Below are 20,729 nucleotides of genomic sequence, written 5' to 3'. Positions count from 1 at the left end.
TACCTCGCCGACTGCTTCGGCCTGCGCCTGCTCAACCGCCGCGGCTGCTTCCCGCAGTTCGATAAGTTCATCGAGCAGACCAAGGACGTTTGGACCCACCTGGTCGACATCCGCAAGAGCTTCGAGCCGCGCGCCGAGGAGCTCGCCAAGAAGTACGCCCTGGCCCCCTACACCATGTTCATCGGCTCCGGCGCCCTGTGGGGCGAGACGATCCTGTTCTCGATGTGCATCCTCGAGGAGATGCAGTGGAAGCGCACCCGCTACATCACCTCGGCCGACTTCTTCCACGGCACCCTCGAGCTCGTGGAGCCCGGCGTCCCCGTGTTCCTGTTCATGGGCGAGGACGAGAACCGCAAGCTCGACGAGCGCGTCCGCGCGTTCCTGACCCGCGGCGTGACCGGCGACACCGACATCAACATCATCGACACCGCCGAGTTCGCCATCCCCGGCCTTGACGACGAGTTCCGCGTCATCGTGTCTCCGTGGATCCTCTCCTCGCTGATCACCGATCGCCTTGCCGCTTACTACGAGACGGTCACCAAGCACAACCTCAACTACCGTCGCTACTATCACCAGTTCGATTACTAATCGGCGACAAATTAGCTACTGATCAAGAAGCACCCTGCCCGGGCGCATGCGTCCGGGCATTTTTATGCCGAAGTTCGCAAGAAAGGGGAATCGAATGAGGCAGTTTATCGTTGCATCCCATGCTCATTTTGCGTCCGGAATCGTCGAGAGCATTGGGCTACTCTCGGGCGAGCGCGAGAACGTCCATGCGCTGTCTATGTATGTCGACGGAAACGAGGACCTGGTCAAGGAGGCCGCAGCGATTCTGGACGGCTTTGCCGCGGACGATGAGGTCGTCGTTTGCACCGACCTCTTTGGCGGCAGCGTCAACAACGAGTTCACCAAGATCGTCCAGACGCGCCCCAACACGCACCTGGTGACCAATATGAATCTGCCGCTCCTTATTCAGCTGCTGTTCGTGCCCGACTCCACCCCGATCGATGAGGCCATTCGCCAGATCGTCGAGGCGGACGACACCAAGGTCAAGTACGTCAACGACCTGCTGGGGCAGGCCGAACTCGATGAGTTTTAATCGTTAGGAGCACATCATGATTCAGATGATTCGCGTGGACTATCGACTGCTTCACGGCCAGGTTGCCGTTAGCTGGACCTCGGCTCTGGGTGCCGACTGCATCCTGTTAGTGAGCGACACGGTCCTCAACGACAAGCTTCGTCTGCAGGCCCTGTCCCTTGCAAAGCCGGAGGGCTGCAAAGTCGTTGTCAAAAACACCGAGGACGCCGTCAAGGCGCTTCAGAGCGGTGTGACCGACAAGTACAAGCTCTTCGTGGTTTGCGAGACGATCCAGCAGGCCGGTGCCGTCGCCAAGGCGATGGGCGTCAAGAAGCTCAACCTCGGCAATGTGGCCTTTAGCGAGGATGCCCGCCAGGTCTCGACGAGCGTATTCCTTACGCCCGAGAACGAGGCCTACGTGAAGGAGCTGCTCGGCGAGGGCTATGAGCTGTTCATTCAGATGATTCCAGCGGATGCGAAGACTGACGCCGCAAAGGTCATCGGTTAGGGGCTGTCATGGTTATCAAGACGATCCTGATTTTCCTGATTGCCCTCTTGGGCTATTCCGAGTGGCTGACCGGTACGAGTTACCTTCAGCGCCCCATTGTGCTCGGACCGTTGGTCGGCCTTGTCATGGGCGATGTGGTGACCGGCACGATCATGGGCGCCACGATGGAGCTTGCCATGGTCGGTGCCATCTCGGTCGGTGCGTATAACCCGCCCGATACGATTTCCGGAACCATTCTGGGCGTGTCGCTTGCCATGCAGGCCGGCGCGGACGCTTCGGCGGCCCTGACCCTGGGCATTCCCATCGCAACGATCGTCCTGGCGCTCGATACGGCCCTGGGCCAGCCGGTCATGCTGCTGCTGGTGCACCGTATCGACAAAAACGTCGAGGACGGAGACACCAAGGCCATCACGCGCAACATGCTCATCGCCGGTTACGCGCAGAGCTGGTGCGGCCTGCTGATCATTCCCCTGGCATTCTTCTTTGGCGCCGATGCTGTTGCCAGCCTGCTCAACATCATCCCCGATTTCGTTCAGACCGGCATGGATGTCGCCGCCGCCTTCTTGCCCGCACTCGGCTTTGCGATGCTGGCGCAGATGATTATGAACAAAACAGTGGCTCCGTTCTTCTTCGCTGGCTTCTTCCTCGTCGCCTACTTTGGCATTAGCACGACGGGCGTGGCGATCTTTGCCGCGATTATCGTCGTCGCGATGACGGTTTTGGGTGACAAGAAAAAGGCGGAGCAGCCCGCAGCGGCAACCGAGGATCCTGCGATTGGGAGTGGGTTCGATGAGTTTTAAGTTTGAGTCTTCTTACGACGGACTGATTTCCCGCGCAGACCTTAAGAAGCTGTTCTGGCGCTCGATTCCCTATGAGCATTCCTGGAACTACGAGCGTATGGGCCATATCGGCTTTATGTGGGCCCTTATGCCGATCCTTCGCAAGCTGTATCCGCAGGATGCGGACTTTAAGGCCGCACTCAAGCGCCATATGGAGCTCTATAACGTCACGCCGTACATCTCGACGCTCCCCATGTCCATTGCTGCCGCAATGGAAGAAGTCAACGCCAACGAAGATAACTTTGACACGAGCGCGATCTCTAATGTCAAGCTTGCTTTGATGGGACCGCTGTCCGGCGTGGGCGATGCCTTCTACTGGGGTACGCTGCGAATTTTGGCAACGGGTGTCGGCACGTCGCTGGCGCTGCAGGGCTCTATTCTTGGCCCGATTTTGTTCCTGCTCGTGTTCAACGTCCCCCACTACATCATCCGTTACCTGCTGACGTTTGTGGGGTATCGCTTTGGCTCGGACATGATCAGCAAGGTCCAGGAATCGGGCATTATGGACACGATCGTCAAGATGGCCTCTATCATGGGCGCCATGGTGATCGGCGCTATGACCATGGAGATGGTCACCGTGGACATTCCGCTCATGGTCGGCGCGGGCGATGGCGCTCAGACGCTCGCCGAGCTGCTCAACGGAATCTTCCCGGGCTTTGTCACGATGGGACTGTTTGGAATTGTCTATCTCATGCTCAAGAAGAAGATGAATCCGCTGCTCATCATGCTCGTAATCCTACTCGTGAGTATCGCCGGCGCGTTCTTTGGAGTGCTTGGTGTTCAGTAGGGCATCCGTCATAATTAAAACAATGTAAGAGGGGGCGTCGCGCACATTGTGCTGCGGCGCCCTTTTGCCGAAAGGTGGACAAGATGGAGTATCCGCAGCTTGCCGTCATGAATATCAGCCATCGTTATTTTGACCTTGAGGAATTCTTTTCCTCGGCTGCGGCCTCGGGCTACACGTGTTGCGAGCTTTGGACCGGGGCGATGCATCTGTATGTCGATTGCCATGGATACGATTCGATCGAGCAGGTGCGGGAGCTGTCACAGCGGTATGGGGTTCGGATTGTGGGGCTTTGTCCCGAACAGAACAACCCCAAGCCGTGGAATATCGCGGCGCGCGGGAATGAAGCGCGTACCCGCACGCTCGCGTACTTTAAGAACGTTGTGGATATCGCGGCGGAACTTGGAGCCGAGCAGGTCATGGTCTCGAGCGGCTGGGCATTTTTGAACGAGCCGATCGAAGACGCGTGGGGTCGCAGTGCCTCGATGCTGCGTGCGATTGCCGAGCATGCGGGAGAACGCGGCGTGCGACTGGTGCTCGAGGCCCTACAGCCGGTTGAGTCGATGATCGTGAACTCGGCGGCCGACACGAAGCGCATGATCGAGGCAGTTGACCATCCGGCACTTAAGGCGTGTCTGGATATGGGCGCCATGGCGGTGGCGGGGGATACCATCGACGATTATTTCGATCTGCTTGGCGATGATGTCGCCCACGTGCATTTTGTCGATGTTGCGGCAGATGGCACGACGCATCTTGCCTGGGGTGACGGCGACCGCGATATGCGCGCCGACCTGGATAGGTTGGTGGCGCGCGGCTATCGCGGAGTTGTTTCGGCCGAGACCTATGACGGGCGCTATTTTGCCGACCCCGCAGCTGCCGATGCGCAGGTAATGGCAGAGTATCGTCGTTCGATTGGCGCCTAGGTGGGGTCGGGCTGCGGCAACCTACCCTATGTTTCCAGATGAATACGGTGTGAGCGGCTGCGACGGATTTTCCCCGCAAGCACTCTAGTATGCTAAAGTACCCAGAAGACCGGCGGAGCTACGCCGGTCTTCTGCTCTATATGAAACACAGCATGAGGAGGCTCACCAGATGACGGCCACACCGTGGGGATTTCGGGACATATTGCCCGATGAGGCTCAGGCGCGCGAGGAGATCGCATGTACGGTGAAGGGCTGCTTTAGGGAGCATCATTACCTTCCGGTCGAGACGCCGCTGCTCGAGGACAAGGGTTCGCTCGAGGAAGGCGGCCGCATTGCGGACACGCCGTTTAAACTCTTCGACGACGATGGGCGCCTGCTGGTGGTCCGTCCCGACAATACGTTGCCGATCGTGCGCTTGGTTTCGACCCGCATGCGCGCGGCCGACCTGCCCCTGCGCCTGCGCTACGAGGCGCCGGTGGTTCGCGAGTGCCAGCGCAACGCAGGCGGCTCGCGTCAGTTTACGCAGCTGGGCTTTGAGCTTATCGGTGCGGGCGATACCGCGGGCGATGTCGAGATTGTCTCGCTCGTGGCCGAGGCCGTGCGCGAGCTGGCGCTGCCCGATGCGCGCATTATCGCAGGTAGCGTGCGTCCTTTTAAGGAGCTGCTCGCGGCGTGTGAGGATCGCGAGCTGGCTGCCGAGGCCCTGCGCTGCGTGCACGCCAACGACTTTGTGGGCCTCGATGCCCGCGTGGCGGCAAGCACCGAGTCCGATGCCGTCAAGGCCGCCATTAGCGAGCTGCCGCGTCTGCACGGCGGTGCCGAGGTACTCGACCGCGTCGATGCGCTGCTGGCGGCGGCGGGCATTGTCGCGCCGCTCACGCGTGAGCTGCGTGCTCTGGTCGAGGGCCTGGCTCCCGGGGACGCCCAGGTGCTGTCGTTCGACTTCTCCATCATGAACTCGTTTGATTACTACACGGGTCTGGTCTTTAAGGCCTATGCCGGCGGCCTGCCTGACCCGGTCGGTTCGGGCGGCCGCTACGACTCCATCTTTACCGGCGCATTTGGCGACGGCATCGAGGTGCCGGCGGCGGGTTTCGCCTTTTCGCTCGAGCGTCTGGAGGCCGCGCGCACCTCGGCCGAGGACGCCGCCCCCGATGGCGACCACGCCGTGGGCCGTGGCGCCGAGGGCCCGCTACGCATCGCCGTGCCCAAGGGCTCGCTCAAGGCCGACACGCTCGACGTGCTCGAGGCCGCGGGCTTGGATGTCTCGGAGTTGCGCGACCCCGGCCGTCACCTGATCGTGCGCGGCCGCGACACGCGTGCCGGTAAGGGCGCGGTCGGCGATATCGAGTTTGTCATCGTGCGTCCCAGCGATGCGCCCGCCTTTGTGGGCTGCGGCGGTGCCGATTGCGGCATCTGCGGTTGGGACTCGCTTATCGAGGCAGACCTCAACCTGCTGCAGCTGGTCGATCTGGGTTACGGCCTGTGCACTTTCATTGAGGCGGAGCCCGCGTGGCGCGCCGGCCAGGCCGAGCGCAACTATGCCCGTCGCGGGTCGCTTCGCGTGGCCACCAAGTATCCGCGCATCGCGAGCGCCTGGTATGCCGGGCGCGGCGTGAACGCCGACATCGTTTCGCTGCACGGCAACATCGAGCTGGGCCCCATCGTTGGCATGACCGATCGCATCGTGGATATTACCGCCACGGGCGCTACGCTGCGCGACAACGACCTGGTCATCACCGGCCGCATCATGGACTGCACGGCCCGCTTCTTTGTCAATCCGGGTGCCGCACGTCTGGATCCGCGCGTACGCAATCTGGCCGATCGCCTGGCGACTGCCGTGAAGGACAAGCATTTTGAGCCCGTCGCGGGCTCGGCACAATAGCGCGAGCACGCACGGGCGCCCCAACGTCCGGGCTGCGGGCCGACTGGCGCCGCCGCCCGGTCTCTCGTTTTTCGAACACAACCTCGACCGATAGGGGATACCGAAATGAAGACCATCAAGCTTGCTGCCGGTGAGCGCCTCGTTACCAACCAGCTCAACCGCAAGGGCGTGCTGCCGCAAAACATCATCGACGCCGCCCGCGATATCGTGGCCAACGTGCGTGCCAACGGCGATGACGCGGTGCGCGATTACTGTCAGCGTTTTGACGGTGTTGAGCTGCAGAGCTTCCGTCTTCCGCAAGAGCAGATCGATGCCGCGCTCGAAGGCCTCGATCCCGCTTTTGTCGCGGCGCTCGAAAAGGCTGCACGCCAGATTCGCGAGTTCCACCAGCGCGAGGTCGAGCAGAGCTGGTTTACCACGCGCCCGGACGGCACGATGCTCGGCGTTAAGGTGACCCCACTTGCTGCGGCCGGTATCTACGTGCCGGGCGGTCGTGCACAGTACCCTTCCACCGTGCTTATGAACGCCATTCCCGCCAAGGTGGCCGGCGTCAAACGCGTGGTCATGGTAACCCCACCGCAAAAGGATGGACTGATTAGCCCGTATACGCTCGCGGCCGCCAAGCTCGGCGGCGTGGACGAGATCTATATGGTGGGCGGCGCCCAGGCCGTGGCCGCGCTGGCGTACGGTACTGAGACCATTCCGCGTGTCGACAAGATTACCGGCCCGGGTAACGCCTTTGTCGCCGCTGCCAAGCAGATTGTCTCGGGTGATGTGGGTATCGATATGGTCGCCGGTCCCTCCGAGGTTTGCGTGCTGGCCGACGCCACGGCCAAGCCCATGGTGGTCGCGGCCGACCTGATGGCCCAAGCCGAGCATGACCCGCTGGCGGCCTGCTATCTGGTGACCTGCGACGAGCAGTTTGCGCGTGAGGTTGAGGCAGGTATCGACATCCTGGTGGCACAGTCCCCGCGTGCCGAGATCACGCGTGCCTCGCTCGACAATGAGGGCACCATCGTGGTGGCCGCCGACATGGCGGCTGCCGTCGAGGCAGTGAACACCGTGGCGCCCGAGCACCTTGAGCTGCATTGCAAGGATGCGATGGGCCTGCTCGGCGGCATTCGCAACGCCGGCGCCATCTTTGTGGGCGCTTGGAGCTCCGAGCCGCTCGGCGATTACGTTGCTGGCCCCAATCACACGCTGCCGACCGGCGGCACGGCCATGTTCTCCAACCCGCTTTCGGTCGAAGAGTTCGTCAAGCGCTCGAGTGTCATTTGCTATACACCCGAGGGCCTGCTCTCCGATGCTCCCGCTACGCAGCGCCTGGCCGAGGCCGAGGGTCTGTGGGCACACGCGCTTTCGGCCGCACTGCGCCGCCGCGTGTTGGAGCAGGGCGAGGATGCCGTGAGCGCCGAGTCGCTCGCCGCGGCCGACCTGACCAAGGTTGCCTGGCCGGGCGACGCCGTGGCGACGGTTGCCGAGGGCGTGGACCTGGCGGCTGCAAGCGCGGATGGCGCCGGCGCGACCGGCGGGGAGGCCTAATATGGCCGAGCTCACGCCTCGCATGAAGGAGCTCGTTCAGCCCTACTTGGCTGGTATTGAGCCCTATGATCCCAACTTTACGCCCACACGCATCAACCTTTCGGCCAACGAGAACACCTATCCCGTGCCGGCCGGCGTGCGCGAGGCGGTCGACGCCGCCCTGGCTGCCACGCCGCTCAACCGCTATCCCGATCCCATGTCCAACGACCTGCGCGACGAGCTAGCCGCCTGGCATGGCGTGACGCGCGAGAATATCTGCGTGGGCAACGGTGGCGACGAACTGCTCTATAACTACCTGCTGGCGTTTGGCGGCGCGGGGAGGACCCTGCTCAACTGCCCGCCGTGCTTTAGCGAGTATGCGTTCTTTGCGTCTCTGTGCCAGACTGAAGTGCGCGACGTGTGGCGCGACCCCGCGACCTTTGAGCTCGACCAGGCAGCCGTGCTTGCGGCGGCGTCCGAGTGCAACCTGGCAATCGTGACCTCGCCCAACAACCCCACGGGTGACGTGGCACCGCTCGACTTTGTCGCGGCGCTGTGCGATGCGTGCCCCGGCATGGTAATGGTTGACGAGGCCTACGTGGAGTTTGCCGACGATTCGTTTGGCGCGGTCACCACGGCGCAGGGGCTTATCGCCGAGCATCCCAACCTGGTGATTCTGCATACGTTGTCCAAGGCGTTTGGCGCTGCCGGTACGCGTCTGGGTTACGTGATCGCGGCGCCGGAAGTCATCGACGTGTTCGTGGCGATTCGCCAGATCTACTCGGTCAACGTGCTGAGCCAGGCCGCCGCGCTTGCCTGCGTGCGTGCCCGCGATGCGTACGTGCCCGTGGTGGCACAGGTTGCATCCGAGCGCGAGCGCGAGCTGTGTGCCCTGCGCGCAATGGCTGCCGAGGGTCTGTCCGTGGAGACATGGCCGAGCGCGGCGAACTTTGTGCTCGTACGCACGCCGCATGCCACGCGCGTGCGTGAGCGTCTGCGCGACGAGTATTCGATTTTGGTGCGCGATTTTAGCTATGCGCCGGGGCTCGCGGACTGTCTGCGCATTACCGTGGGTACCCCGCAGGAAAACGATGAGGTGCTGGCTGCGTTTGCCGCGCTGGTGAAGGAGGAGATGTAGATGGGCCGTTATACCGAGGTGGCCCGCAAGACGGGCGAGACCGACATTGTCGTAAAGCTTGACCTGGATGGGAGCGGCGTGTGCGACATCTCGACCGGCGTGCCGTTTTTCGACCACATGCTCAACGCCTTTGGCCGCCACGGTTTGTTCGATCTGACGGTGCACGCGGTGGGCGACGTGGAAGTCGATGCGCACCACACCGTCGAGGACACGGGTATTGTGCTGGGCGAGGCGTTTTGCCGAGCGCTGGGCGACAAGGCGGGCATTACACGCTTTGCCGACGCGGCGATTGCCATGGACGAGACACTCGTGATGGCCGCCGTGGATATCTCGGGTCGCGGGCAGGCCTATTGCGAGCTGCCCGTGCCGACCGAGCGCGTGGGCAGCTTTGATACCGAGCTGGCCGTCGAGTTCTTCTACGCCTTCGCGCGCGACGCCAAGCTCACGCTGCACGTGCGCGAGCTGGCGGGTGGCAACTCGCATCACATTATCGAGGCCGCCTTTAAGGCCGTGGGCCGCACGATGCGCCGCGCCTGCGAGCTCGACCCCCGCGTGCAAGGCATTCCCAGCACCAAGGGCTCGCTGTAACCTACCAAAAAGGGACAGGTTTATTTTGGCAGGTTTTATCTGCGGAAATGCCGTCTCATGTGGTGGGTGAACGTTTAACCGACCAAAATAAACCTGTCCCTTTTTGGCAGGTTTTGAATGGGAAAAGGGAGGGTCGCGTGGGCGAACCGAAGATCGTGGTGGTCGACTACCACAAGGGCAACTTGTCGAGCGTCGTGCGCGGGCTTGCGCGTGCCGCCGCCGCCTGCACGTCGGACGATCCGGAGCAGATTCGCAACGCCGACGGCCTGGTCATCCCGGGCGTGGGTGCGTTCTACGACGCGATTGCCTTTATGCGCGAGGGCGGCGAGGCGGACGCGGTGCTCGACGCCGTTGCCGCCGGAACTCCGCTGCTCGGCATCTGCCTGGGCCTTCAGCTCTTTTTTGAGCGCGGCAACGAGGGCGTGCCTGCGGACGAGGGCGTGGTCGCCGACGGTAACGCCCTCGAGCAGGCTGACGGCGCCTGGGTCGATGGCCTGGGCATCATGCGCGGCTCGTGCACGCGCCTGGAGTCGAGCCGCCTGAAGGTGCCGCACGTGGGCTGGGACCAGGTGCACATGACGCCCACCGGTGCGGCCGACCCGCTGCTCGCCGGTTTTGCCGAGGGCGCCAACATGTACTTCACCCACAGCTACGCGGTGGCCGACGACGCCGATGCCGCTGATGTTTTGGCGTGCACGCACTACACGCGAAGTTTCCCGTGCATTGTGCGTCACGGCAACGTGTGGGGCTGTCAGTTCCATCCCGAGAAATCCTCTGCGCTTGGTCAGCGCATCCTTAAGAACTTCGTCAACATCGTCGAGGAGGCCGGCCGATGATCCTGTTTCCTGCAATCGATTTGATCGGCGGCAAGGTCGTGCGCCTGGAGCGCGGCGACCGGAGCCGCTGCAAGGTATATTTCGACGACCCCGTGGCCGTTGCTCGCTCCTTTGCCGAGCAGGGTGCGAGCTGGGTGCACGTCGTCGACCTGTCCGCTGCCTTTGGCGAGGACGAGGACGCGTGCGCTGCCAACTCGGCGGCGATCGAGGCCATCTGCGGCGTCGACGGTCTGTCGGTGGACGTGGGCGGCGGCGTTCGCTCGCTCGCGCGCATCGACGAGCTGGCCGGCTACGGCGCGCGTCGCATCGCACTGGGCACCGTGCTGGTGACTGAGCCGGGTTTTGCCGAGGTGGCGGCCCAAGGCTTTGGCGAGCTGCTGGTGGCAGATATTGCCGCCCGTAACGGCCAGGTCAAGGTGAACGGTTGGCGCGACGGTGCGGGCGTGGCGCTCGACGATGCCGTGGCGCAGCTCACGGAGCTGGGCTTTAAACATCTGGTGTATACCGATATCGCGCGCGACGGTATGCAGACGGGCATCGACGTGGCAGCATATCGCCATGTGGCCGAGGTCGCGGGCTTTCCCGTTGTGGCGTCGGGCGGCATCTCGACGCTCGACGATATCCGTGCGCTCGCCGCGGTGGGCGAGGGCGCTATTGAGGGCGCCATCACCGGTCGCGCGCTCTACGAGGGCAACTTTACGCTGGTACAGGCGTTGGCCGCCGCGCGAGGGGAGGAGTAGCCCATGCTTACCAAACGCGTCATTCCCTGCCTGGACGTTAAGGACGGCCGCGTGGTCAAGGGCGTCAACTTTGTGAGCCTGCGCGATGCGGGCGATCCGGTGGAGCTTGCCCGTGCCTACGATCGCGAGGGTGCGGACGAGGTCGTGTTCCTGGACATCACTGCCACGAGCGACAACCGTGCGACGACCATCGAGATGGCGGCGCATGCGGCCGAGGAGCTCGCCATTCCCTACGCCGTGGGCGGTGGCTTTCGCGACCTTGCGGGCATGCGAACGATGGTGGCGGCCGGTGCCGACAAGGTGTCGCTCAACTCTGCCGCTGTGCGCGACCCATCGCTGATCAGCCAAGCTGCCGCGGCGTTTGGCAGCCAGGCCGTGGTCGTGGCGATCGATGCCAAGCGCGTCGGCCTGCCTGGGCAGCCGGATGCCGACAAGTGGGAGGTCTTTACCGCGGGAGGCCGCAATGCCACGGGTATCGACGCGGTGGCGTGGGCCGAGGAGGCGGCTCGCCGCGGCGCCGGCGAGGTCTTGCTGACCAGCATGGACCGCGACGGCACCAAGGCCGGCTTTGACCTGGCACTCACCCGCGCCGTGGCGCGTACGGTGCCGATTCCCGTCATCGCGAGCGGTGGCGTGGGCACGCTCGAGCATTTTGCCGAGGGCGTGATCGAGGGCGAAGCCGACGCCGTGCTGGCGGCCAGCGTCTTTCACTTTGGAACCTTCAGCATCCGCGAAGTCAAAGAATATATGGCCAGCCAGGGCATCCCTGTCAGATTGGATTTTTAAATGGAGCAAGTGACAACTGCGTCCGAGCTTAAATACGACGCCAACGGGCTGATTCCTTGTGTGGTTCAGCAATATGACACCGGCGAGGTGCTTATGGTTGCTTGGATGAACGAGGAGTCGGTGGGACTGACGCTCAAGACCGGTACCACGTGGTTTTGGAGCCGCAGCCGCCAGGAGCTCTGGAACAAGGGCGCGACGAGCGGCAACATGCAGGAGGTCCGCGAGCTCTGGGCCGACTGCGATAGCGATACGCTGCTGGTCAAGGTCGACTCGCCGGGTCCTGCCTGCCATACCGGCAACCGTACCTGCTTCTTTAAGCGCGTGGAAGGGGGAACGCGATGAAGGTCGTGACGCCGTTCGAGGTCGCCGACTGCAACACCGAGCTCCTCCGCGCGGGCGTGCCATGCCGCGTGCACCTGACTGATGCCTGCGGGGCGCAGTCGCTTTGGCTCGAGGCCGAGAAGGAAAGGCTCGATGAGGCCCATGCCGTCATCGTCGAGTTCTTTGAGAAAAAGGGCGCAAAGCCTCGGTTCGATGAGACCGGTACCTACTTTACGCTGCAGTAACGAGAGGAAATAACCATGGGAGTCAGAACAGCTAACGTGCAGCTGGGAAATATCGGCGAGACGCTGACAGGTCTGGCCGAGGTGATTCACGGTCGTCGCGATGCGTCGCCACAGGAGAGCTACACCGCCCGTCTGCTGACCGACGTCGAGGACGAGCTGCTCAAGAAGCTTGCCGAGGAGGCGAGCGAGGTGATCATGGCCTGCAAGGATAACGACCACGATCACATTCGCTACGAGGCCGGCGACCTGATCTACCACCTGCTCGTGACGCTCGAGCGCTACGGCATTACCCTCGACGAGCTGGCCGGCGAACTCAACGCCCGCCGCCACTAGCCAAGCTTTTGGTGCAAGGGGGATAGGATACTTTGCGCAAAATGATCCGTTTTCCTCCGTCCCCAACGGATCAACCGCAACTTATGAAGGGATGGCTAGGCGAGGGGCGTGGGCTCCCATTCGCCGGTGGCGTGGGGGATGTCGAAGGTTCGGTAGCCGCAGTCGTAGGCGTGTGCCTGGGCCGCGCGGATGTTCCAGCAGATATCGCAGGCGCGGTGCGCGTCCGAGCCAAAGGTAATGGGCACCTCGGCATGGGCAAAGCAGCGCAAAAGGCCGGTCGCGGGATAGTAGTCGTCGAGGCCCTTGCGCGGCGCGGCGGTCGAGACCTCGACACGGCGACCAGTGTCGTGAGCGCACTCGGCCATCTGCCTCCAAAACGGCGCGGGGTCAAAGTCGGGCGCGAAGCCTTCCTTCGAAAAACGCATGACCAGGTCGGGATGGGCCATCACGTCAAAGTTGAGCGAGCTTTCGCAGGCGCGGCACCAGTCGTCGACGTAGCGCTCCCACACGCCGCGCACGCCTAAGTTTTCCCAAACATGCAGGTCGGTGTCATCGTCGATCCAACCGCAGCGCGAATCGGGTGTATCGGGACGAGCGACGTCCTCTGTCCCCGTCGTGCCCGCAGCGCCTGCCGCAATATCGCCCGGGTTGCCAATCCAATGTACGCTGCCCAGGCGCACGACGGCGCCCCGGGACCAGCGCTCGACCAAAGGCTCGCAGCCTTCGTACCAATCGCACTCAAAGCCATAGATAAGCTCGAGTTTCGGCGCGATCTGCGCGGCAAGCTTGCGGGCATCCTCAAAAGCCAGACGATGTGCCGGCAGGTCGCCCTCGGTAACCTGCACCTCGCAATTGGCGTCCATGCTGGCGGGCAGGGTGAGGTGGTCAGTCGAGACCATAACGCGGCAACCGGCCGCAGCAGCGGCGCGGACGTTGTCCTCAAACGAGGCGTGCCCGTCCGAGAACGAGGTGTGGGTATGGCAATCGACCAGCGGGCAAGCAGACATGGCGACTCCTTTGCGTCAAGCGAATCCGCTCCATTGTAGCGGCGCAACTCTCAAAACGCCGGGCACGTCGGGGGTCGAAATCGATTGGATAGGGGCGAGGGCGGCAACGGACGAAAGTCACGCCTGTGCCACGTCCGATGTGTTAGCGTTTGGATGAACAAAACGAGCCCGTGCGGAAAGGAGCCGGACCGTATGCCATGCGATAGCAAATCTCCGCTGTCCCGCGAGACCGATGCGCCCGAAACCATCGTCAAGCTGGAATGCGATATCGACGACGCGTCGCCCGAGGTACTCGCCTACGCCGCCGACCGCCTGCGCGAGGCCGGTGCGCGCGAGGTGCACTGGCTGCCCCTCTATTGCAAGAAGGGCCGTCCCGGCTGGCAGCTGCAGGTAATCTGTACCCACGAGGATATCGAGCGCCTGCAGACGATTATCTTTTTGGAGACCACGACCAATGGCATCCGCCGCCAGGTTATGGAGCGCGTTTGCCTGCCACGCCGCTTTGAGCGCGTAACGACGCCATGGGGCGAGGTGTCCGTCAAGGTGGCCACCCTGCCCGACGGCAGCGAGCGCGCGGCGCCCGAATACGAAGACTGCGCCCGTCTTGCCCGCGAACATGGCGTGCCGCTCCAACGCGTGATGCAGGTGGCTCAGAGCGCGGCGCTGCGATTCGAGTAGCGCGGCCGGCGACATCCAGCGCCCAGCCCCATCAACCCCACCCGAAAGGATTCCTCATGAAATACCTCATCGCCTCCGACATCCACGGCTCGGCATACTGGACCGAGCGCCTCTGCGCCGCCATCGAGTCCGAGCAGCCCGACCGCATCGTCCTGCTGGGCGACCTGCTCTACCACGGTCCGCGCAACGACCTGCCGCGCGACTACGCCCCCAAGCGTGTGATTCCGCTGCTCAACGCCCTGGCCGACCGCATCATCGCGGTGCGCGGCAACTGCGACGCCGAGGTCGACCAGATGGTGCTCGACTTCCCCGTCATGGCCGACTACGCCACGCTGTTCGACGAGACCGGCCGCGAGCTGTTCCTGACGCACGGCCACGTTTTTGGCGCCGGCATGCACAACAGCGTCGATCACGCGCCCGCGCTGCCCGAGGGCTCCGCGCTCGTCTACGGCCATACGCACATCAAAGTTAACGAGGGGAGCGCCGCGCACCCGGGCCTGTGGCTCTTCAACCCCGGCAGCGTGAGCATCCCCAAGGACGGCACGCACAGCTACGGCATCTACGAGGGCGGCGCGTTCCGTCACGTGGTCCTGGAGGAGGAATAACCATGGCGCAGCACATGGCTCAGCAAAATACCGAGGGTTCGCGCGATCTGTCCACGCTGGTAGACGCGTCGGCCGAGCTGCAGCATCTGGTGCAGACCATTTGGCGCCTGCGTCAGCCCGACGGCTGCCCGTGGGACCGCGAGCAGACGCACCGCAGCATCGGCAAAAACATGATCGAGGAGGCCTACGAGGCGCTCGATTGCATCGAGGCGGATGACGTGGCGCATCTGCGCGAGGAGCTGGGCGACGTGCTCATGCAGGTAGTGTTGCATGCGCAGATTGCGGCGGACGCCGGAGAGTTTACGCTGGTCGACGTGGCACACGATATCGACGCCAAGCTCATTCGCCGTCATCCGCACGTGTTTGGCGATGCGGATGCCGATAGCTCCGACGAGGTACTCAAGATTTGGGACGAGGTCAAGCTTGCCGAGAAGGCCGCCAAGGACAAGGCCGTGGCGGCGGGCGAGGCTGCGCCCGAGGGCCTGCTCGACGGCGTGCCCACGCATCTGCCGGCGCTGATGCAGGCTCAGAAGGTGTCGCGCAAGGCGGCTGCCGTGGGCTTTGAGTGGGAGACGGTCCAGGATGTGTGGGACGAGGTAGCCGAGGAGCGTGCCGAGTTTGAGGCCGAGGCTCCCGGCTCGCCCGAGCGCGAGATGGAGTTTGGCGACCTGCTCTTTGCCCTGGTCAACGTTGCGCGCAAGGAGGGAATCGACGCCGAGAGCGCCCTGCGTGCCAGCACGGCAAAGTTCCGCCGTCGCTGGGCTGCGATGGAGCAGATGGCGGCCGACGCCCACGTGGATCTGGCCGAGCTTTCGACCCACGGCCTCAATGACCTCTGGGATGCCGCAAAGGCAGAGAGTAAGACTGCGGGGGCGACGGGACGGACTTTCTCATCGCCCCCATTATTTTTCAAAAAGATTGTATCCCTTGGCTAACTTAGGGCATAATGCAAAAAGTGCGATAAGGCTAACTTATGAACCTGCGCGCCACTGTAGCGTGCAAGCCGTGTCGCCAAGCATTCAACCCGTTTCCAAGTGAGAGGGAGACAACATGAGCGATATTTTGGACGTCTACGGTCGCGAGGTGCTCGACAGCCGCGGCAATCCCACCGTCGAGGTCGAGGTCGTGCTCGAGGACGGCAGCTTTGGCCGCGCAATGGTGCCTTCGGGTGCTTCGACCGGCGCCTTTGAGGCCTGCGAGCTGCGTGATGGCGACAAGGGCCGCTATCTGGGCAAGGGCGTCTCTCGGGCCGTCGAGCACGTCAATAACGAGTGCGCTAACGCCGTCGTGGGCCTCGACGCCTTCGACCAGCGCGCCGTCGATGCCGCGCTGATTGCCGCGGACGGTACCCCCAACAAGACCAAGCTCGGTGCCAACGCCATCCTGGGCGTGTCGCTGGCCGTCGCCCGCGCCGCTGCCGAGTCGGCGGGCCTGTCGCTGTACCAGTACCTGGGCGGCGTCAACGCCCACCTGCTGCCCACGCCTATGATGAATATCCTCAACGGTGGCGTCCATGCCGACAATAACGTTGACTTCCAGGAGTTCATGATCATGCCGGTGGGCGCCCCGAGCTTTGCCGAGGGCCTGCGTTGGTGCGCCGAGGTCTACCACACCCTCAAGGGCGTGCTGCACGAGGCGGGCCTGGGCGGCGGCGTGGGCGACGAGGGCGGCTTTGCGCCCAACCTCAAGACCAATGCCGAGCCGTTCGAGTACATTACCAAGGCCGTCGAGAAGGCTGGCTTTAAGCCCGGCGTCGACTTCATGTACGCCATGGACCCGGCCTCGACCGAGTTCTACAACGCCGAGACCGGCATGTACGAGCTCAAGGGCGAGGGCGTGGAGTACACGAGTGCCCAGATGGTTGATTACTGGGAGAAGCTCGTCGACACCTATCCCATCATCTCCATCGAGGACGGCATGGCCGAGGAGGACTGGGACGGTTGGGTTGAGCTTACCCGCCGCATTGGCAACAAGGTGCAGCTGGTGGGCGACGACCTGTTCGTCACCAACACCGAGCGCCTTAAGAAGGGCATCGAGCTGGGTGCCGCCAACGCGATCCTGGTCAAGGTCAATCAGATCGGCACGCTCACCGAGTCGCTTGAGGCCATCGAGACCGCCAAGGAGGCCGGTTACGCCTGCATCGTGAGTCACCGCTCCGGCGAGACCGAGGATTCCACGATCGCCGACCTGGTCGTGGGCGTCAATGCCGGCCAGATCAAGTCGGGCGCCCCGTGCCGCAGCGACCGTATCGCCAAGTACAACCAGCTCATTCGCATCGAGGACGAGCTCGAGGGCAGCGCGCGCTACGCCGGCAAGGCCGCGTTCTACAACATTCGCTAGGCAGCGGCGTGTGCGGGGGCGGGGCTGACTCGGTTCCGCCCCGCCTTGGCTGGATGTCGCAAAGCGCTATGGGCGCTGGGCCATATGGCTCAGCGCCTTTTTTATGTCGAGCAAAGGCCGCCGAAGGCGTTGCGTGTGCTCGTGCTATAACTAGAATACTTAGCGCAAACAAACCTCAACCGCACAAGGCGCACATGGATCAGATTTATGACAACAGGTACTATTCCGTCGGTTCGCGTGAGCCGTCGCCTCGCCGTGCGCGCACGGTGCAGCTCGGTGGGTCCGCCTACGCCGGTGCCGACCGCTCCGCGCAGCGCCCGACAAGCACCTCGCGCCCCAATGCTCAATCGAATACTTCGGCAGATGGACCGGTGCGCCCGCCACGTTCGTCGCATGCATCGCGTCCCTCGACTCAGGCACACGACAAATCGAGCAGGCCTTCGAGCCGTCTTTCGGGCTCGGACTTTATGCGCTACGCCAACGACAATGCGGTGGTCAAGGCAATCTATGACTTTACGCATGGCTCTCTGCGTCCGCTGTTTATCGGTATCGTGGTGGCTCTGGCGCTCGTGAGCCTGTATTTCCCCGTGCGCGACCTGTACGTTGCAAAACGCTCGAACGACATCTTGGCCAAGCAGGTCGAGATTCGCGAGCAATACAAAGATGAGATGAAAAAAGACACTGACAAGTGGCTCTCGGAAGAGGGCATTAAGGATCGGGCACGGGAACTGGGCATGGCGATGCCCGGCGAGAAGAGGATTGAAGTGCTGGGCCTGGACGATGATTCGGATTCGTCGTCGAGCAAAAAGTCCTCAAACGCCAAGAAGGCCAGTGAAGTGGCCAAAGAGATCGAAGAGGTCGGCAAGGACGCACCGTGGTACATCCAGACGCTCGATATGCTGTTTGGATTTAACGGCGTCGAGGGCCAGACGGTCGCGTCCAGCGGCGAGTAGGCGAGTAGCGCCCGGAGGGGAGCCCGCAATGGCAGATTGCAAACGATATAAGGTGGCCGCGATCGACCTGGGAACGGTGTCGTCGCGACTGGTGCTGGCGCAGGTCGAGGCCGGGGCGATCGTGGAATCGTTCAAGCATACCGAGATCACCGACTTGGGCGAGGGCGTGGACGCGACGGGCCGCTTTTGCGAGGCGGCGGTCGAGCGCGTGCTCGCCGCATGCCGCATGTTTGTGGACGAGGCGCGCACCTTTGGGGCCGCGTGCGTCTGCACCACCTGCACGAGTGCCGCGCGCGATGCGTCCAACGCCGCACTGCTGCTGGACGGCCTGCGCGAGCTGGGGCTTGAACCGCAGGTGATTCCGGGCGAGGTCGAGGCACGCCTGACATTTTTTGGCGTGGCGCACGACTTTGCCGGTGAACGCATTATCGTCGCCGATTCGGGCGGTGGCTCCACGGAGCTCGCGACGGGCGTATACGCTCCGGAGCGCGGGGTCTTTGCGCTGGAGGGAACGCGCTCACTGGACATCGGTTGCCGTCGCGTGACGGAACGGTTTTTCTCGGCGCTGCCGCCCGCGGACGGCGAGCTCGCGGTTGCCGCCGCGTGGGCGGGCGAGCAGTTCTCCGCCTATTTTGAGGGCCTGCCGAGCAATTATGAGCGTGCAGAGCGCCTGGTCGCGGTGGGCGGTACCGTCACTACGCTCGTGGCGCTGGTCCACGAACTGGAGCCGTACGACTCGAGCTTTGTGCACCTGCGCGAGCTTTCGATGGAGCAGATTTCTGCCGCTATCGAGCGCATGTCCACGCTGGACGTGGAGAGCATTGCCGCGTTGCCAGGCGTGCAGCCCAAGCGCGCGGGCGTGATTCTGGCCGGCGCCGTGGTGATTCGCGAACTCATGCGCGCCGGTGGCTACGATGCGCTCACCGTAAGCGAGAACAGCCTCCTCGCCGGCATGGCCGCCACCATCAACGAGGTTCTCGACGGCGCGACCCCCACCATCGCCTGGACCCCGAGCCTGAGCACCCTCTAAAACTAGTCTTTTTGGGACGGGGCTATTTTAGCTACTTATGCCAGCCTGTCGATTTGCCCAATCTCCCAAAGCGGAATATTGACGAGCGTGTCCTCGTCTCTATATGCCGCCAGAGAGCTCCTCACGCAACGCTCGAGTTTGAATTTTTCGCAGGCTATTTTCAGACTCTTCGCTTTAAGGTTCTCTGCCGCCTTGACCTCAAGCGGAAGCACGGTTCCCGCATGGTCGATGGCAAAGTCGGTTTCGGCATTGCCAGAGGTAGAGGACCAATACACGGGAGTTTTGTCCTGGAGCAAAAGCTCCTGCGCGACGTATTGTTCGGTCAGCGAACCTTTGAACTCGGTAAAAACAGCGGATCCGTTAAGAACGATGGCCGGAGAGAGACCGGAGAGCGCTCCGAGGATGCCGGTGTCGATGCAGAACAGTTTGAAGCCCGAGAGGTCTTCGTAGCTCGAGAGCGGCGCCTTTAGAGCGGAAACACGTGGCACCTTATGAACGATTCCGTAGTCCGTGAGCCACTGGAGGCTTTCCTCAAAATCGCGTGCGCGCGCTCCAGGGCGAAGGGCGCCATAGACAAACTTCTTGTTCTCCTTGGCAAGCTGGCCGGGAAGGGATTTCCAAACCAACCTCATGCGCTCGACGATGCGGGCGGGTGCATGTTTGCCAAAATCGGATTCGTAAGCCTCGATGATTTGCTGCTGAATCCTTCGGGCTTCAATGAAGTCGCGTGTCTCGGCGAAAGCGGAGACAACTTCGGGCATACCACCGACAACAAGGTATTCCTTGAGCAAGTGCACGAGCTTTTCGGTGACGTTTGCTAGAAGGTTCATGTCTGCGGCAAGGATGGCGTCGGCGAGCGGGTTGCCGTCGACGGCGCGAACGAACTCGGCAAACCCCATGGGACGCATGGTGAGCTGGTCGATTTTGCCGACGGGAAATGACTCGTTTTCGCGTCGGAGCGCGAGGCCCATATAGGAACCGGCTGCTACGATGTGGTATTCGGGTGCAAGCTCGTTGAAGTACTTGAGCGAGGTGATCCCGCGTGGCGCCTCTTGGATCTCGTCGAAGATGATGAGCGTGTCTGTCGGCGTTACGGTTTGGCCACGTAGGAGCTCTATCTGGGAGATGATGCGCTTGGGGTCGAGGTCCCCATCGAACAGCGAGCGTGTGCTCGGCTCGAGCATAAAGTCAAAACGAATGACGTTTCGATACTGCTGGCTTGCGAATTCGTTAAGAAGCCAAGTCTTTCCTGTCTGGCGGGCTCCCTTAAGCAAGAGAGGTTTGCGATTCGCCCTTGATTTCCAAGCGATAAGTTCACTCATAAGCTGTCGTTGCATATTGCCTCCCAACCCTCTCGGCTAGTATAAGGCCATTTGGGCGTTTCCATCGGAAAATGTGTGAGACAACCACGTTTTTCCATCGGAAAATGTGCGAAATAACCACGTTTTTCCATCGAAAAATGTGTGAGGAAACTCATTGGGTGGGTGGAAAAAAGTAGTCAAAAAAGCCCCGTCCCAAATGAGCTGCTCTGCGGTTGACGGCGTCCGAAAAAAAACGAGCCCGCATCTCAAAGGGACACGGGCCCGTAAAA

Annotated in this window: 24 protein-coding genes; 22 read left to right on the top strand and 2 right to left on the bottom strand. The window is 62.6% G+C overall.

What is annotated here, in order from left to right; all coding sequences use genetic code 11:
* The 16 genes from DXC67_RS01800 to hisE all read left to right on the top strand — a co-directional run.
* Nucleotides 1-588, top strand: a 588-nt coding sequence (locus tag DXC67_RS01800; protein WP_369831354.1) for an SIS domain-containing protein, incomplete at its 5' end; no start/stop codon positions are given.
* A 94-nt stretch (nt 589-682) separates the two neighbouring features.
* A complete protein-coding gene (locus tag DXC67_RS01795; protein WP_117637123.1) occupies nt 683-1,099 on the top strand; it encodes a PTS sugar transporter subunit IIA in 417 nt (138 codons plus the stop codon).
* Between the two features lie 16 nt (nt 1,100-1,115).
* A complete protein-coding gene (locus DXC67_RS01790; protein WP_117637122.1) occupies nt 1,116-1,586 on the top strand; it encodes a PTS sugar transporter subunit IIB in 471 nt (156 codons plus the stop codon).
* Nucleotides 1,587-1,594: 8 nt separating this feature from the next.
* Entirely contained in the window at nt 1,595-2,386 is a 792-nt protein-coding gene (locus DXC67_RS01785; protein ID WP_117637121.1) for a PTS sugar transporter subunit IIC, read from the top strand.
* Entirely contained in the window at nt 2,376-3,212 is an 837-nt protein-coding gene (locus tag DXC67_RS01780) for a PTS system mannose/fructose/sorbose family transporter subunit IID (RefSeq protein WP_117637120.1), read from the top strand. Before DXC67_RS01785 ends, DXC67_RS01780 begins: the two co-directional genes overlap by 11 nt.
* A gap of 83 nt (nt 3,213-3,295) precedes the next feature.
* Complete coding sequence (locus DXC67_RS01775; RefSeq protein ID WP_117637119.1) at nt 3,296-4,132, top strand: sugar phosphate isomerase/epimerase; 837 nt, start codon at nt 3,296-3,298, stop codon at nt 4,130-4,132.
* 169 nt (nt 4,133-4,301) lie between these two features.
* Nucleotides 4,302-6,017 (top strand): ATP phosphoribosyltransferase, encoded by a 1,716-nt coding sequence (gene hisG, locus DXC67_RS01770; RefSeq protein WP_117637118.1) that lies wholly within the window; start codon nt 4,302-4,304, stop codon nt 6,015-6,017.
* A 105-nt stretch (nt 6,018-6,122) separates the two neighbouring features.
* A complete protein-coding gene (gene hisD / locus DXC67_RS01765; protein WP_117637117.1) occupies nt 6,123-7,559 on the top strand; it encodes a histidinol dehydrogenase in 1,437 nt (478 codons plus the stop codon).
* 1 nt (nt 7,560) lies between these two features.
* Nucleotides 7,561-8,676 carry a histidinol-phosphate transaminase gene (gene hisC / locus DXC67_RS01760; RefSeq protein ID WP_199410551.1) on the top strand — a complete coding sequence of 372 codons (1,116 nt, stop codon included), beginning with the start codon at nt 7,561-7,563 and terminating at the stop codon, nt 8,674-8,676.
* Nucleotides 8,677-9,264 (top strand): imidazoleglycerol-phosphate dehydratase HisB, encoded by a 588-nt coding sequence (gene hisB / locus DXC67_RS01755; RefSeq protein ID WP_117637115.1) that lies wholly within the window; start codon nt 8,677-8,679, stop codon nt 9,262-9,264. It abuts the gene before it with no gap.
* Between the two features lie 137 nt (nt 9,265-9,401).
* Nucleotides 9,402-10,100, top strand: a complete 699-nt coding sequence (locus DXC67_RS01750; protein WP_233503125.1) for an imidazole glycerol phosphate synthase subunit HisH — start codon at nt 9,402-9,404, stop codon at nt 10,098-10,100.
* The gene (locus DXC67_RS01745) at nt 10,097-10,840 is read left to right on the top strand and encodes a HisA/HisF-related TIM barrel protein (RefSeq protein ID WP_117637113.1); all 744 of its coding nucleotides are present in this window, start codon (nt 10,097-10,099) and stop codon (nt 10,838-10,840) included. Before DXC67_RS01750 ends, DXC67_RS01745 begins: the two co-directional genes overlap by 4 nt.
* A gap of 3 nt (nt 10,841-10,843) precedes the next feature.
* Nucleotides 10,844-11,626 (top strand): imidazole glycerol phosphate synthase subunit HisF, encoded by a 783-nt coding sequence (gene hisF, locus DXC67_RS01740; protein WP_117637112.1) that lies wholly within the window; start codon nt 10,844-10,846, stop codon nt 11,624-11,626.
* Nucleotides 11,627-11,968 carry a phosphoribosyl-AMP cyclohydrolase gene (gene hisI, locus DXC67_RS01735; protein WP_117637111.1) on the top strand — a complete coding sequence of 114 codons (342 nt, stop codon included), beginning with the start codon at nt 11,627-11,629 and terminating at the stop codon, nt 11,966-11,968. It abuts the gene before it with no gap.
* Entirely contained in the window at nt 11,965-12,192 is a 228-nt protein-coding gene (locus DXC67_RS01730) for a hypothetical protein (RefSeq protein WP_099432266.1), read from the top strand. The genes hisI and DXC67_RS01730 overlap by 4 nt, the downstream gene beginning before the upstream one ends.
* Nucleotides 12,193-12,207: 15 nt before the next feature.
* On the top strand, nt 12,208-12,525 hold the full coding sequence (hisE, locus tag DXC67_RS01725) for a phosphoribosyl-ATP diphosphatase (RefSeq protein WP_117637110.1): 318 nt from the start codon (nt 12,208-12,210) through the stop codon (nt 12,523-12,525).
* A 95-nt stretch (nt 12,526-12,620) separates the two neighbouring features.
* Here the strand turns inward: hisE and DXC67_RS01720 are convergent, their stop codons facing one another.
* Nucleotides 12,621-13,532: a PHP domain-containing protein gene (locus DXC67_RS01720; protein ID WP_117564899.1), complete on the bottom strand. Its 912-nt coding sequence runs from the start codon at nt 13,530-13,532 to the stop codon at nt 12,621-12,623.
* Nucleotides 13,533-13,724: 192 nt separating this feature from the next.
* Here DXC67_RS01720 and larC point away from each other — a divergent pair, with 192 nt between their 5' ends.
* From larC to DXC67_RS01690, 6 genes are all read left to right on the top strand, one after another.
* A complete protein-coding gene (gene larC / locus DXC67_RS01715) occupies nt 13,725-14,210 on the top strand; it encodes a nickel insertion protein (protein WP_233503124.1) in 486 nt (161 codons plus the stop codon).
* Between the two features lie 56 nt (nt 14,211-14,266).
* Complete coding sequence (yfcE, locus tag DXC67_RS01710) at nt 14,267-14,815, top strand: phosphodiesterase (RefSeq protein ID WP_117637108.1); 549 nt, start codon at nt 14,267-14,269, stop codon at nt 14,813-14,815.
* Between the two features lie 2 nt (nt 14,816-14,817).
* Nucleotides 14,818-15,750, top strand: coding sequence for a nucleoside triphosphate pyrophosphohydrolase (gene mazG, locus DXC67_RS01705; protein WP_233503123.1), 933 nt, complete (start codon nt 14,818-14,820; stop codon nt 15,748-15,750).
* Between the two features lie 115 nt (nt 15,751-15,865).
* Nucleotides 15,866-17,155: a phosphopyruvate hydratase gene (gene eno, locus DXC67_RS01700; protein ID WP_117629967.1), complete on the top strand. Its 1,290-nt coding sequence runs from the start codon at nt 15,866-15,868 to the stop codon at nt 17,153-17,155.
* A gap of 194 nt (nt 17,156-17,349) precedes the next feature.
* On the top strand, nt 17,350-18,108 hold the full coding sequence (locus DXC67_RS10555) for a septum formation initiator family protein (protein ID WP_233503122.1): 759 nt from the start codon (nt 17,350-17,352) through the stop codon (nt 18,106-18,108).
* A gap of 28 nt (nt 18,109-18,136) precedes the next feature.
* Nucleotides 18,137-19,138, top strand: coding sequence for a hypothetical protein (locus DXC67_RS01690; RefSeq protein WP_117637107.1), 1,002 nt, complete (start codon nt 18,137-18,139; stop codon nt 19,136-19,138).
* A 35-nt stretch (nt 19,139-19,173) separates the two neighbouring features.
* Here the strand turns inward: DXC67_RS01690 and DXC67_RS01685 are convergent, their stop codons facing one another.
* Nucleotides 19,174-20,460: an ATP-binding protein gene (locus DXC67_RS01685; protein WP_233503121.1), complete on the bottom strand. Its 1,287-nt coding sequence runs from the start codon at nt 20,458-20,460 to the stop codon at nt 19,174-19,176.
* Between the last annotated feature and the right edge of the window lie 269 nt (nt 20,461-20,729).

This window comes from Collinsella sp. TF07-1, from assembly GCF_003437235.1.
Taxonomy (GTDB): domain Bacteria; phylum Actinomycetota; class Coriobacteriia; order Coriobacteriales; family Coriobacteriaceae; genus Collinsella.
This window is presented reverse-complemented; position numbering and strand designations above follow the sequence as displayed.